Annotated in this window: 7 protein-coding genes and 1 pseudogene; 2 read left to right on the forward strand and 6 right to left on the reverse strand. The window is 41.8% G+C overall.

Features of this window, described 5'->3' with window-relative positions; translation table 11 throughout:
- Positions 1-3: 3 nt before the first annotated feature.
- The 4 genes and pseudogenes from ABM313_RS16195 to ABM313_RS16210 all read right to left on the reverse strand — a co-directional run bounded on the left by ABM313_RS16195 (position 4) and on the right by ABM313_RS16210 (position 7,122).
- Positions 4-162, reverse strand: a complete 159-nt coding sequence (locus tag ABM313_RS16195) for a DUF2887 domain-containing protein (RefSeq protein WP_434684204.1) — start codon at positions 160-162, stop codon at positions 4-6.
- A gap of 17 nt (positions 163-179) precedes the next feature.
- Positions 180-326 (reverse strand): annotated as a pseudogene (locus tag ABM313_RS16200) (DUF2887 domain-containing protein); the annotation flags it as partial.
- Positions 327-700: 374 nt separating this feature from the next.
- Complete coding sequence (locus ABM313_RS16205) at positions 701-4,198, reverse strand: tetratricopeptide repeat protein (protein WP_434684205.1); 3,498 nt, start codon at positions 4,196-4,198, stop codon at positions 701-703.
- A 74-nt stretch (positions 4,199-4,272) separates the two neighbouring features.
- Positions 4,273-7,122, reverse strand: coding sequence for a tetratricopeptide repeat protein (locus ABM313_RS16210; protein WP_434684206.1), 2,850 nt, complete (start codon positions 7,120-7,122; stop codon positions 4,273-4,275).
- Positions 7,123-7,713: 591 nt separating this feature from the next.
- On the opposite strand from ABM313_RS16210, the gene ABM313_RS16215 reads away from it, so the two are divergent.
- The gene (locus tag ABM313_RS16215; RefSeq protein ID WP_434684207.1) at positions 7,714-9,375 is read left to right on the forward strand and encodes a GMC oxidoreductase; all 1,662 of its coding nucleotides are present in this window, start codon (positions 7,714-7,716) and stop codon (positions 9,373-9,375) included.
- A 69-nt stretch (positions 9,376-9,444) separates the two neighbouring features.
- Here ABM313_RS16215 and ABM313_RS16220 read toward each other — a convergent pair whose 3' ends face one another.
- Positions 9,445-10,752 carry a hypothetical protein gene (locus ABM313_RS16220; protein WP_434684208.1) on the reverse strand — a complete coding sequence of 436 codons (1,308 nt, stop codon included), beginning with the start codon at positions 10,750-10,752 and terminating at the stop codon, positions 9,445-9,447.
- Between the two features lie 715 nt (positions 10,753-11,467).
- On the opposite strand from ABM313_RS16220, the gene ABM313_RS16225 reads away from it, so the two are divergent.
- Complete coding sequence (locus tag ABM313_RS16225; RefSeq protein WP_434684209.1) at positions 11,468-11,776, forward strand: DUF3082 domain-containing protein; 309 nt, start codon at positions 11,468-11,470, stop codon at positions 11,774-11,776.
- Positions 11,777-11,963: 187 nt separating this feature from the next.
- Here the strand turns inward: ABM313_RS16225 and ABM313_RS16230 are convergent, their stop codons facing one another.
- On the reverse strand, positions 11,964-13,958 hold the full coding sequence (locus tag ABM313_RS16230) for an FAD-dependent oxidoreductase (RefSeq protein ID WP_434684210.1): 1,995 nt from the start codon (positions 13,956-13,958) through the stop codon (positions 11,964-11,966).
- Positions 13,959-14,330: the final 372 nt, after the last annotated feature.

Raw genomic sequence — 14,330 nt, forward strand, 5'->3', positions numbered from 1 at the left:
GTGTTAAGTGGAAGAATACCTATGATGTCCGAGGTTGGGGTCTGTCACGGGGGCGCAGCCCCTTGTTTTATTGAGATCACCTAACGTAAACATCGCTTCAACCTCCTCTCGACTCATTTTGGGAAACTTGTACAGCAAAACTGTCTCAATAAATTCCACCACCCTTTCTTGATCGCCAAAATACCGTCAAAGCGAAAGGCTTTTTCCTTGATCTCCACAGAGGTAAAGCGATAGCCTGATGCTGTTTCGGGTGGTAATCCCACCAATTCAAACAGCAAGCTATCAAAGGTTTGAAATAGCTCAAAGAAGATCGTGTCAGTACGCATCAGCTTATATGAGCGAATTGTGATCGCTTGCGGCAAAGTGTGCGAGTTGCAAAACATCCAAAAAGAAAAGTACATTAAGTCATCAGTTATAGCCCAATTGACTGGACTAAACGCTAAGCAAGTGTAGAAGCTGCAAAAGCTATCTAATAAAAAGTCTCAGAAGCCCAAAAAGTAATAGCGATCACCAAAGGTAGAGGCAATTCATGAATTGCCTCTACCTTTAACAGTTTTTTGTGTCGTAATAATGATGCAAATACTATAGCAATGCAAGAGATAGCTAGGACAAATCAAAACCCAAAAGATGAGTGGCGGCGCGAAGCGCCGCCACTCATCTTTTGGGTTTTATGTCCTAAGCAAAACTTACATAGCTATGCCTACAATCCATTACCGATCGCAAAGAATGCTGACCAGTAATTAGGATGATTGAAATTAGATGACTTAATCAGAGAAACTTGCGCTCGGCGTAAAGCTTCTGTAACCGTGATATCGCCTTTTTGGAACTCGCGATAGAATGCTGCCATTAAAGCCTGTGTACCAGCATCATCAACTTTCCAAAGAGAAGCGATCGCCTGTTTTGCTCCTGCCTTCTGGACTTGATAACCAAAACCAAGAATCTCTATCCCATTGTCTAACTTACCTGTCCCAGTTTGGCAAGCACTGAGGACGATTAGCTCCACATTAGGAATCTGCCAATCGGTAATTTCACTTAAACCAATTTTATCGCCATTGCCAAAAATGATGAAGGAGTTTTCTGGTGTACCAATATTAAATTCGGCATGGGTGGCAAGGTGCAGAACATTGTGATTTTTGAGCCGAGATTCGATCGCTTGGCGGCTAAACTGTTCTTCAGTAAGTGTAGTTGAGTTTTGGAAAGAATTGGCGATCGCTTGGACTTCTTTAAGGGTAGCTGGCAATCCAGACTGCCCAAATTTGCGCTCATCGCCTTTCCCGCCAAAAGCTCCAGCCAGAATACTAGGAGAGATTTGAGGCTTAGCAACAAAGTCACTGAGGCTATAGGAGATAAGATTGCTAATGCGGTACTTCTCCACTAGCCATTGCTTGCCATCATAGAGTGCCGCAAGGGGCACATAACGCAATTGTCCATCGGGAGCATAGAGAATAGTTTGCGCCTTGGCTTGGACGAGTTCCTTCTCGATTGGTTTAATTAATAAGTTATATAGTTCTGATGCGGGTTCTAGCACATCCTCAGAACCCGCATCTAATAATCCCGCTTTAAAATTAATGATTAATTCTTCGAGTTTAGCTTGAGATATTTTGCTAGTACGGCTAATCGGTAGATTGTTAGGAGAAAAGAGAATTAATTCTAGCCGATCGCTCAGAATTAGAGGATAAATTAACACGACTCCTTGGGGCAACTTTTGCAAATACTCAGGAACCTTGTTGATCTCTGACTTAGGCAGTTGTTGGATCTGCTGGGCTAGCTGAAGATTAAGCTCAGGGATTTTATCAAAGGTCATTGCTAATAGCTGTGAGCTAACCGCTTGCTCTGGCGCTAAAATTCTAATTCCCTCCGCAGTTCGCTCATTCCCTTTGACATTTTTAAGATAGTCTTCTAACTCTTGAATTTTGAGCAGATCGATAATTTGTAAGGCTTCCATTACCCTTCCTTGCTGAAGTAGTAAATCAGCGAGACGACGGTAGGTTTGGGCTACGGTATTTAAATAGGTCTTTTGTTCTTCTTTGCCTAAGCCCTTGATATCTTTGCGAATAGACTCCGTAACATTAATTGATTGTTTGTAAAAGACGATCGCTGCTTCAGGTTGCGATTGATAGGCTAACAAGGCTCCTAGATTATTGAGAATCTCCCTTTCGCCTGCACGATTGCCAATCTTTCTAGAGACTGCTAAAGCTTTTTGGTAGAAGGCAAGGGACTCTTGAGGCTTTTTAATCGCGCTATAGGCAACTCCTAAGTAGCTCAGGGCATTACCTTCATCTTTACGATTACTAATTTGTCGAGCAATTTCTAGAGCTTTGACAAAGAAGTCGATACTTTCTTGGTGCTTACCAATATCGTTGTAAATCAGTCCCAAGTTATTGAGAGCATTGCCTTCTCCGCTGCGATTACCGATTTGTCGAGCGATTACCAAGGCTTGCTGATAGGATTCCGTTGCCTTCTGATATTGTTTTAAACTGCGATAGGCAATGCCAAGATTGTTAAGAGTATTACCTTCCCCACTACGATCGCCAATGGTTTGAAAAATAGCTAGGGCTGGCTGAAAGAAGTCGAGCGCTTTTTGGTACTGCCCCAAATTACTGTAGACCAATCCCAAATTGCCTAACATACTGGCTTCACCATTGCGATCTCCGATTTGTTTTAAAACCATTAGAGATTGCTGGTAAAAATTAATTGCTTTTTGGTACTGTCCTAAATAGTAATAATTTCCACCAAGATTTCCTAATAAAATTCCTTCGCCATTGCGATCGCCGATCTCTTTGGCAATGGCTAAAGACTTTTCATAGAAGTCAATCGCTTTGGGATAGTCACCGAGGCTGCTATAAACATTACCCAAATTCCCTAATGTCCCTCCTTCACTGCGGCGATCACCAATTCGTTTAGCGATTACTAGAGCCTGTTGATGAAATTCAATGGATTTTTGGTATTGACCAAGATTGCTATAGACCAAACCAATATTACTTAGAGAATTACCGACACCTTGGAAATCGCCGATGCGCTTAGAAATTTCCACTGCCTGCTGATGAAATTCTAAGGCTTTTTGATATTGACCTAAAGAGCTATAGGCAAGCCCCAAATTTCCTAAGGCATTACCTTCGGTAAGAATATTCTTATATTGTTTGGCGATCGCTAAGGCTTGTGCAAATAGACTAATGGACTTTTGGTACTGCCCTAAAAAATAGTAGGCATTACCCATATTATTTAGGGTTGAGCTTTCACCACTGCGATCGCTGAGTTGTTTTCTAATGATCAAATCCTGTTGAAAAAAATCAATCGCTTTCTGATACTGACCAAGATTGACATGGGTGTTACCCAAATTAGTGAGTGCAGAAGCCTGATTGTAGAGATTGCCAATTTGCTTAGCGATCGCTAAGCCTTCCTGCAATGCGGTAATTGATGACTGATATTGTCCTAAGTTTTTGTAAGCTACTGCCAAATTAATGATGGTTGTGCTTTCGCCAATTTGATCTTTAATCTGTTTAAAAATCACTAGAGACTGTTGATAGAATTCAATCGCCTGTGGATATTTCTGTAACGAATAATAAGTAAGCCCTAGATTTGATAAAGCATTGGCTTCACCTTGACGATCTCCTAATTCTTTAGAAACGGTAACGACCCGTTCATATAGGGAGATATTTTCTTGGTATTTGCCTAGAGCTTGATAAATCCCAATTAATCCCCCTAGAGTGGTTCTCTCATTAGTGCGATCGCCGATTTGCTGCCGCAGAGTTAAGGCTTGTTTGTAAAAGTCAATCGCCTTGTCGTACTGCCTTAAAGCAGCATAAGCAAGCCCCAGATTGTTATAGGAATTACTTTGTCCTTGACGGTCATTAATTTGCGTTCTGATGGCTAGAGACTGCTCATGAAAGGCGATCGCTTGGGGATACTGTCCGAGATAGTTATGGGCTAGCCCGATATTACCGAGAAGTCGCGCTTCATCTATGGGGCTTTTGAGCGCTCGAAATAACTCTAGGGACTTTTGCCAAGTGGCGATCGCTTCAGGATATTTCTTTTGGAGATAAAGCTGGGTTCCCTGTTCTAGCAACTGTGTGGCTTGGGTTTTACGGTCGATGGTGGCTTGGGCAAAGCTGCGATCACTAAGGGCGATCTGCACAGGAAGACATGTTAAAAAAGTGATTAAGGCGATTTGTCCTGCCGAACTCAGATGTTTATCCATAGCCGCTACTTTGTCCTGAATTACAACACTCAATCCAGCTTAACAACAGATGTCCTAAACCGTATCCGTCAAATCTACAACCCATTGCCGATCGCAAAGAATGCTGACCAGTAATAGGGATGATTGTAGTCTTTGGATTTGATCAGTGATACTTGAGCGCGGCGCAGTGCTTCAGTTGCAGTGACATTACCCTTTTGCAATTCTGCATAAAAAGCTGTCATCAGTACACTTGTCTTATTGTCATCGACTTTCCAAAGGGAAGCGATCGCCTGTTTTGCGCCTGCTTTTTGGACTTGATAGCCAAAGCCTAGGATTTCCACCCCATCGCCAAGTTTACCTGAGCCTGTCTGACAAGCGCTCAGGATAATCAAATCGATATTGGGAATCTGCCAGTCGGTGATTTCATTGAGACGGATTTTGTCACCATTGCCAAAGATGATGAAGGACTGATCGGGAGAGCCCACATTAAATTCGGCATGGGTGGCAAGGTGGAGAATATTATGATTTTTAAATTTAGACTCGATCGCTTTACGGCTAAATTGTTCTTCGATGAGGGTAACTGAGTTTTGGAATGAGTTGGCGATCGCTTGGACTTCTCTGACAGTTGCGGGTAAGGCTGTTTGTCCAAACTTGCGATCGCCTGCTTTTCCACCAAAGGCTCCTGCGAGGATGTTGGGTGTGTTTTGGGGTTGTGGTGTAAAGTCGGAGAGGGTATAGGCGATGAGGTTACTAATCTGGTATTTCTCAACTAACAATTGTTTACCGTCATAGAGTGCGGCGATGGGAATGTACCGCAGTTGCCCATCTGGTGCATAGAGGATCGTTTTGGCGTTGAACTGAACAAGTTCGGCTTCGATGGGTTTAATCAGGAGGTTATAGAGTTGGAGTGATGGCTCTCTGAAGTCTTCGGAGCTAGGATCAAGGAGTCCTGTCCTAAAATCAACAATTAAGGTTTCTAGTTGGTCTTTGGAGATTTTGGTTGTGCGGCGGATGGGGAGGTTGTTGGGTGAGAAGAGGATGATTTCGAGGCGATCGCCTAGGATGAATGGATAGAGTAAGACGTTTCCCCTTGGGATTTGGTTGAGATAGTCAGGAACTTTGTTGATTTCGGTTTTGGGAAGCTGTTGAATTTGGGTTGCTAGTTGTTGATTGAGTGCTGGGGCATTGTCAAAGCTAACCGCTAACAGCTTATCGCTAATAGCTTTCTCTGGTTCTAATAGTCTGACTCCCTGAGCCGATCTGTCGCTGCCTTTGATGTTTTTGAGGTAGTCTTCGAGTTCTTGGACTTTGAGGAGGTCGAGGACTTGGAGGGCTTCGATGATGCGGTTTTGTTGGAGGAGTGTGTCTGCGAGGTCACGATAACTACTGGCGATAGTAGTGATATAGGATTGCTGTTCTTCCTTTTTCAGTCCTTTGTTGTCTTTGCGAATGGCTTCATAGGTATTGACAGATTGCTTATAAAAGAGAATGGAAACTTCTAGTTGGTTGAGTTGATTAAAAGCTGTACCCAGATTATTGAGAGATATTGCTTCACCATTGCGATCTCCAATTTGCTTTTTGATCGCTAAGGATTGCTGATAAAAATCAATCGCTTTCTGGTACTGTCCGAGCCTGTCGTATGCACTACCTAGATTATTGAGAGATATTGCTTCACCATTGCGATCTCCGATTTGCTTTTGGATTACTATGGATTGTTGATAAAAATCAATCGCTTTCTGGTACTGTGCGAGCCTGTTGTATACAAGACCAAGATTATTGAGAGACGTTGCTTCACCATTGCGATCTCCGATTTGCTTTCGGATCGTTAAAGATTGCTGATAAAAATCAATCGCTTTCTGGTACTGTCCGAGCCTGTCGTATGCACTACCTAGATTATTGAGAGACGTTGTTTCACCATTACGATCTCCGATTTGCTTTCGGATCGTTAAAGATTGCTGATAAAAATCAATCGCTTTCTGGTACTGTCCGAGATTTTCGTATGCAAGACCCAGATTATTGCGCGACACTGCTTCCCCCTTGCGATCTCCGATTTGCTTTTTGATTACTATGGATTGCTGATAAAAATCCATCGCTTTTTGGTACTGTGCGAGATTTGTGTATGCAAGACCCAGATTATTGAGAGACGTTGCTTCACCATTGCGATCTCCGATTTGGTTAAAGATAGGTAAGGATTGCTGATAGAAATCAATCGCTTTTTGGTACTGTGCGAGATTGTTGTATGCGAGACCTAGATTATTGAGAGATATTGCTTCACCATTGCGATCTCCGATTTGCTTTTGGATTACTATTGATTGCTGATAAAAATCAATCGCTTTCTGGTACTGTCCAAGATAGCTGTATGAACTACCCAGATTGCCAAGTGATCTTGCTTTACCATTGCGATCTCCGATTTGGTTAAAGATAGGTAAGGATTGCTGATAGAAATCAATCGCTTTTTGGTACTGTCCGAGATTGTTGTATGCGAGACCTAGATTATTGAGTGACGCTGCTTCACCATTGCGATCTCCGATTTGGTTAAAGATAGGTAAGGATTGCTGATAGAAATCAATCGCTTTCTGGTACTGTCCGAGATTTCTATACATTTCCCCTAAACCAAGAAGTGAAGTTGCTTCACCCCTGCGATCTTTAATCTCGCGATAGATTTCTAGAGCCACTTCAAATACTTGAATCACTTCTCGATAGCGACTGGCTCGGTATAACTGAATGCCTTGCTGTAATAGTCTATCTGCTTCAGCTTTGCGAGATTGAATTATTTGCGAGTTATCAGGAATTACTAAAGATGGAATTCTAATAGGAATATCACTATTCGTTGGCGATATAGGGATATCTAAATCGTCAGACGTATCAATGGGAATGTCATCATCATCTGGTACTTTCTGAGATATCTCCACATTACCCTCTCGTCTTACTTGCGCCTGCGACACCTCACCCCCACCAAGAAGGCAAATAGAAAAAGGTAAAAGGAGAAAGTGGACGAGTTTCGATGATTTCTTGCGATGGGGCATCATAATTTGGCAAGGAAAAAGTAGAAAGGCAAAAGGAAAAAGTGGGCGAGTTTTTGGGCTTTTGGGCGCGATTACATCCCAAACCCTACGATCCGCACAGTCAATATATCACTAAATTTTCTTGTGTCCCCATCTCCCCGAATTTTTTAAACATTCATCAATCAATTTTGCCCATCACACCCAACGTAGGGGCGGGTTTTGCAATTAAATCCTGCATTCAGAACAAAATCGTCTACCAAACCTGCCCCTACAGACATTCGTGCTCCCAAATTTTTTTAATGTTCATCAATCAATTTTGCCCATCACACCCAACGTAGGGGCGGGTTTTGCAATTAAATCCTACATTCAGAACAAAATCGTCTACCAAACCTGACCCTTGTATCTACAGGCGATCAATCATACAAATCCTAATTAGCCAAAAGCTTGGAATTCTGGGGCATTTTCAGGCAATATATTAAATTGCTGTGGTTGCCAAGCAAATATCTAAAAGCTTAAGGTTTGTCAATAAAGATGAGTACCCCTCCCTCTTCAGAAATTTATGATGCGATCGTGGTTGGCTCTGGAGCCAATGGCGGTGTTGCGGCTAAGGAATTGAGTGAACGGGGGCTCAAAGTCCTTGTCTTAGAAGCAGGTCGTACTCCCGATGCTAAGGCAGATCTAGGACATCAAGTTAGGGATATGGCAAAGCGATTTTATAACCTCGCTATTTCTAAACGACAGTCTTATCAATCGATGCACCCTGGTTACTGGAAGGCAAACCCTGACTTATTCATCGATGAAAAGGATAATCCCTACACCACACCAGACGATCAGCCCTTTTATTGGATTCGCGGACGACAAGTGGGTGGCAAAAGCTTAACTTGGGGAGGCATCACCCTGCGCCTATCGGACTATGAATTTAAAGCAGCCAGTCGCGATGGTTATGAGCAGGACTGGCCGATCGCCTATGGCGATCTCGCACCTTACTACAGCAAATTAGAGCAGTTTTTTCAAGTGCGCGGCAGCCAAGAAGGACTAGCCCAACTGCCTGATGGAGAATATCAGCCTACTTTGCCTCTTACTCCTGCTGAACTGCACTTAAAGCAAGTTGTGGAAAACCATTGGTCTGATCGTTGCCTAATCCCTTCACGGGGCTTTGGTCTGCACCATCCCACACCAGAACAACCTTGGCCGATGTACTCTAGTCTAGGTTCTTCACTCAAGGCAGCGATCGCCACAGGTAATGTAACTTTGCGATCGGATGCAGTGGTTAGTCATGTGATTTTTGATCCAGATACGCGCAAGGCTCGTGGTGTGACATATCGCGATCGGAACAGCAAAACCACCCATGAGGTATTTGCACGTACTGTCGTTCTGTGTGCTTCCACTATTGAATCAGTGCGAATTCTTTTACACTCCACAGAGCAATATCAACAAGCAGGATTAACCAATCCATCGGGAATGCTAGGGCATTATCTGATGGATCATGTATCCACTTCTACTTTCTTCTTTTTACCGAATATCAAACAATCTAAAACCTTCGATCTTTCAGGATGTGATAGCTTTTTTATTCCTTGTTTTTGCAATTTGGAATCACAACAAGAGAAGTTCTTACGAGGCTATGGTATTTGGGGAGGTGTGCAGCGCTTTGATTTACCAAGCATTGTCCGTAAAGTGGGATCTGGTTCCATTGGCTTTCTGATAGCACATGGAGAAGTTTTACCTCGCTATAACAATCAAATTCAATTAAGTAATGATGTCGTTGATGCATGGGGAATTCCTGTACCACATATCGAATGTACTTGGTCAGAAAATGAGCATTTAATGTTAGACCATATGCACCGACAGATTGATGAAGTTATTAAACTTGCAGGCGGAAAGAATATGAAGTTAACTGACATGTTTCATGTTCCTATCTTTGCGGATTTTGTCAGTCAGATGGAAGAAACTATGGCATTTTCAGCTCCCCCTGGTTATTACATCCATGAAGTCGGCGGCGCAAGAATGGGAACATCACCAATAAACTCCGTAGTCAATTCCCATAATCAAATTTGGGAATCTCCGAATCTTTTTGTCACTGATGGAGCCTGTTGGGCTTCGTCAGGTTGGCAAAGCCCTACTTTAACCGAGATGGCAATCACAGCAAGGGCAAGTGCGTTTATTGCTGAAGAGATACGTAAGGGAGTTTTTTAAAACTATAAATGCAAGAGATGTTGCACTGCTTCGCGGTGCAACATCTCTTGTCTGGGAACTCAGTCAAAATCAACGAATCTGTGAAAAAATTCGATATTCTCTAGTATCAAAGCTGGATATCTGAGAATCTGATTGAGTATTACCTTCTGATGAATCTGACAATTCATAGGGAGTCATTCGCACAAGGTTGTAGCGAGTTTCACCAGCATAAATTGCAAGGGCAATATTTAGCATATCGATAAATGCAATAACTGATTTACATTTAGACTCACTATATTGACTGTAGTATTTAATTATTGAAGCTACTCTTAGTTCAAGAAATGGACGAATAGATTCATTTAGCAATAGTAGCTTTACAAGTAGCATCACTAAATTAATCGGATTTGTATGGTGCAGTAAAATATTAAACAGCTCTGTTGGCTGCTCGCGATCGCTAATCGTGATTTCACTAATTAGATACTTAGCAGTTTTTAAAATTAGGAGTGCACTAACAGGTTGATCATGGTGATTTGATTTCAAATCCCATAAACCATTATGCAGTTTAGTTTGTACCGTCTCAGATATTTCGGCATCAGCCATAGAAAAATCAATATATTTAAGCAATCCCACTTTAAAGTCTTGATAGGATAAGCCCTCAATATTCTCAAGGAAATTAACAGCTAATTGTTGGCAATTTAGTACACTCTTTTTAGTAAGCATAAGTGTCACTAGATTAAGTACATTGTTACTTAGGCTAGTAGGATTCGATGGGTGATTTTGCGGAGCAGACTGGGTACCTACACGTGCAGTGTACATAGCAAGATCAAACTTAAACTTATCTTTCATCTTTTGAGCTAATAAATTAGCTGCTTGTCTTTGCTCTTGAGGACTAGCTGGGTTTGTATATTGATAAGCAAGTAAGTAAGAGGCAAAACGATTACCCCAATTTTGATCATGACTTCCATGACCTTCTAAGTGCAATGTAAATAGCTGTAATGATTGAAAATCTTCACTACTGACAAACATCTGCAACCAAATTCTGAGAGTTCTTAATTTAATAGACTTTGGTTTTTTATGAATGGAAGGATGCTTAAAAATATCAATCAATGATTGAATATAAACTCTCTTATTACTAACTGTCCAATTGTTAATCAGAATATAACAACAACGTCTTAGCGTATAAAAAAACTCTTTTTCATTATATGCAGTCAAAATTTGATCAAGAGCCTGAGTAATTTCAGGATTACTGCTATCACTAAAATTTATGAATAAATTCCTGAAATCTACTAGTACTTGATCTGGAGATTTACGGCGCACGGCATCTAGAAAGAATTCATAAATTCTTTTCTGCGCTTGTTCAATTCCTTGAGAGTAAATACGATCTGCTGTCCAGAACATAATAATTTCATTCTTGAAAGTATGAACTAAACAATACCTAAAGCTTATATTTCTTTCTGACAAAGCTTTGTAAAGTATTTGTGTAGATATTATTCACTTTTTTAACTATTTAAAAGTGAGACTTAAGATGATTTTGTTATTAAAAAGATATATAGAAGTTATGCAAATGTTATATCCGCATAACGTGAAAATGTTCAAGAGCCATAATGCTTGAACCCCAAATAATAAGATTCGGTGCTTCATACCGACTCTTATTATTTGGTAATCGCTACTCTCTTTCTAGCTTAGCGTCATACCATAAAACCCATAGTAAGTACCAAGCAAACGAACCACGAGATATTCTTTAAAAGTGCTATAAAACAACACTTTTAAAGAATATTTTGGGTTGGATTTAAGCACAAAGCTCAGCCAAGAGTTGGTGTTGCGGCGCAACACCAACTCTTGGCTGAGCGGAGTAGCTAAATTTTGTTGTCGCACCACACAAACATTTGTGCAATGATAAAAGTACACAGAAAAAAGCCCACTGTTTCCAGTGGGACTAGCATTTTTGTGTTGAGTGCGGATATCTTAAATCATTTTGTGGTCAAAGATATTAAGTTTTTTGCCTGCTTAAGTGATTTTTTTGTGATTACAAGTCGCAAAATACCAAATACAAGTAACAGCAAGTCCTGCTGTTACTTGTTACCCTCTAGTTAAAGGTTTTGCTAGCCCTGATATGCCAGAAGAAGTTAATCTCCCATCTCCACAAGAATCTCCTGCCTCTCCTTTTAAAAATCTTACTGGAGCCGCGATCGCTGCTACTCTTGCCACTGGGCTTTATGCATTTACAAATATGGTTGCCCAGAAGCTAGCTTCAGCACCTTTGCAGACTACGAATACTCTGGCTAATCGCATCGCCACACTGGTTCGCACATTACTATTAGCGATCGGTAGTGGTGCAACTATGATTTTTGCAGTGATTGCTGTGGGTTTGGTATTGCTAACATTTAAACAAGCATTTACAGCGATCGCGATTAAGAAGTAAACAATATTGCGATCGCGCTATCTAAATATAAAAGGCATATATAGCTATAGTCACCTGTATCAGGACAAATCAAAACCCAAATAGTGTGAGGAGGCGCTTCGCGCCTCCTCACACTATTTGGGTTTTATGTCCTAACAAGCATGGCGACAGCTATAAAAGGGACATTCCAAGAATGTCCCTTTTATATTTACCATTCCAAAACGAGTCCTTGCGATCGCAAAAGCGTCTGTAAATCGCCAATCCTGCCGCGATCAAGAATAGCCTGTGGAGTTAGCGATGGATCATCCTGCAAAACAATCCATGCAGCGGCGGCTCCTGCGGCGGCTCCTGCCGACCATTCCCCCACATGAATGCGCGTTGCGCCATTGACAATGTGGCTAACAGCCATTGCCTTACCACCCATCAGCAAATTATCAATGCGCTGAGGAATTAAACTCTCAAACGGCAAAATAATTGGACGGACTTTATCCTCATTAGCTGGAGCTGAACTTGGAGCTTTGGACGGTTCCCAATTGCGATAACGACATCCATGCATATCGATCGCGTAGTGAGTTAATCCTATCGAAGTAGGATTAAAATTACGCCCACCTTCCATATCATTACGAATGTCTTGCTCACGCATAAAGAAATTGGTCTGACCATAGGCTGATCTTCCCAAAATTCGCCGACCTTCACGGATATATGGATACATACTTAAGCCAGATTCAGTGGGCATCGGGCTATCAGGACCTGACATTAACCTGAGGGGAAATTCTGAGGATACATATTTTTCCATAATCCATTCGGCAAACAGCAGAGCATGGTTTTCACCATCTTTGAGGGCGGTCGTATTCAATCCACCTAACCAGTTTTGCTGTTGTCCAGAATCTCGGATTTGTTTATCAGTCAAGATTAGAGGTGGATTCATTACCCCCCAATCATTACCTCGATTCCAGTTAATCACCGTCATATCGCCTTTAGCAGGAACTGCCTTAAAGGGGTCATCACGTTTCATACTGACAATACGGCGATAGTTAAATACACTATTGCCTTCAAACATGGGAAATCTACCCAAATCGTAATCGCTGCGGTGTTCTTCACGGGAATACCCTGGTTGAACCTTGCGAAGTTCTTTGAGCGATCGCCCTTCATCATCGGCAATTTTCAACACAAAGGGAAAAGTAAATGCTTGCGTGCATTCAGGATTATCCGCCACCGCATGAACTTCTCCTGTCGTCTCAAACCCTTCAGAACCTAAACGATGGGGCAGATTTGCCCAAGCAATCAATTCAGCCGTATCGGTGGAATCAATCACGATCATCTGCTTACCTACAGGAGGCTGCAAACGGATGGGCTTTTTGACAAAGGTTTCGTCAGAGTTCCAGTTAAACCAGCTTTTGATTTCACGAGATAAACGCCCTTGAGGAAGATAGTTAGGGTCGCGAGGGATTCTCTGAACGGCATGAATTGCGGTAATGCGATCGCCTTTTTCATTAAAACTTGCTCCCTTGAAAGCAATCTGAGTACTCCATCGGCTCTTAGGCGCTGAACGCTGTGACTCACGCAAAAATTCTTCCGACGCAAGTTCTCCTGAGTAGGGCGTAAAGCAAAGATTGCCGACCCAACAGCTATTGGTATCCGCAACCACCGCACCTGGTTTCAGGTAAGAATATTTCTCTGGTAAAGCGGGCTGGCTGGCAATAATATTTTTAAAATGCGTCCAACTAAGGGGGAATTGTTGGCGGTAACGCATTAGCAGTGACTCATCGATCGCGCTAACTCCCTGTGAACTGACTTGCCCACCCAGCATTGGGGTAAGCTCAATCAAGCAAGTTGTTGCCCCAGTTTTCATCGAGTGATAAGCCGCCGCTACACCTCCTAAAGACCCTCCAACCACAGCCACTTCGCATTCCCATACTTCGGCATCTTCTGGTGGCGGTGGATTCAGCAATGGATAGCCATTGCGATCAAATAGGGGAATGGGATTATTAGCATTTTGGGCGATCGGTTCGATAGACTTTGGCTTATTAAAAATCTGCCAAGACCTTGCTGTTGCACCGCTAAGGACTACACCCATAAACAATAATCCTAAGATATATCGCAATTTAGGGCGAAAAGATGGCTTAGGGTTGGGATCTTCAACATCTTTGACGCGATCGCTAATGTTTTCTGGTTTGTCTTGTTGATCTTCTTGATCGCTCATAACTTGCTATTACTAACTAAAGATTTGCCTGTTTGGAAGACAAGCAAGTTTACTCACATCACACAATCTTAAGATTAACTTATAGTGTCAATGATTTGACATACTTTAGTGTAAGTGAATTGGCTGACTAAAAAAGTTCGCAATTTGCTGAGACTTCATCAGTTTTTCTCTAGAGAAACCATAGTCTAAGCAATGGTCTAGAGGCATTCTTTAAAGAATGGTTAGACAGCATTTTTGTCAAGTCTATTGGTATACAAAAGATATTTATGCAATTGTAGAAAGCTTGTAAATATCTTCAAAAGTCTATAAGTCCATCTAAACATTCTACGAATAACAATAAAAATCTAAGTCTGTTTAATCTAAACCAATTAG

This window comes from Pseudanabaena minima str. Chao 2107 (assembly GCF_051131155.1).
GTDB classification, from domain to species: domain Bacteria; phylum Cyanobacteriota; class Cyanobacteriia; order Pseudanabaenales; family Pseudanabaenaceae; genus Pseudanabaena; species Pseudanabaena minima.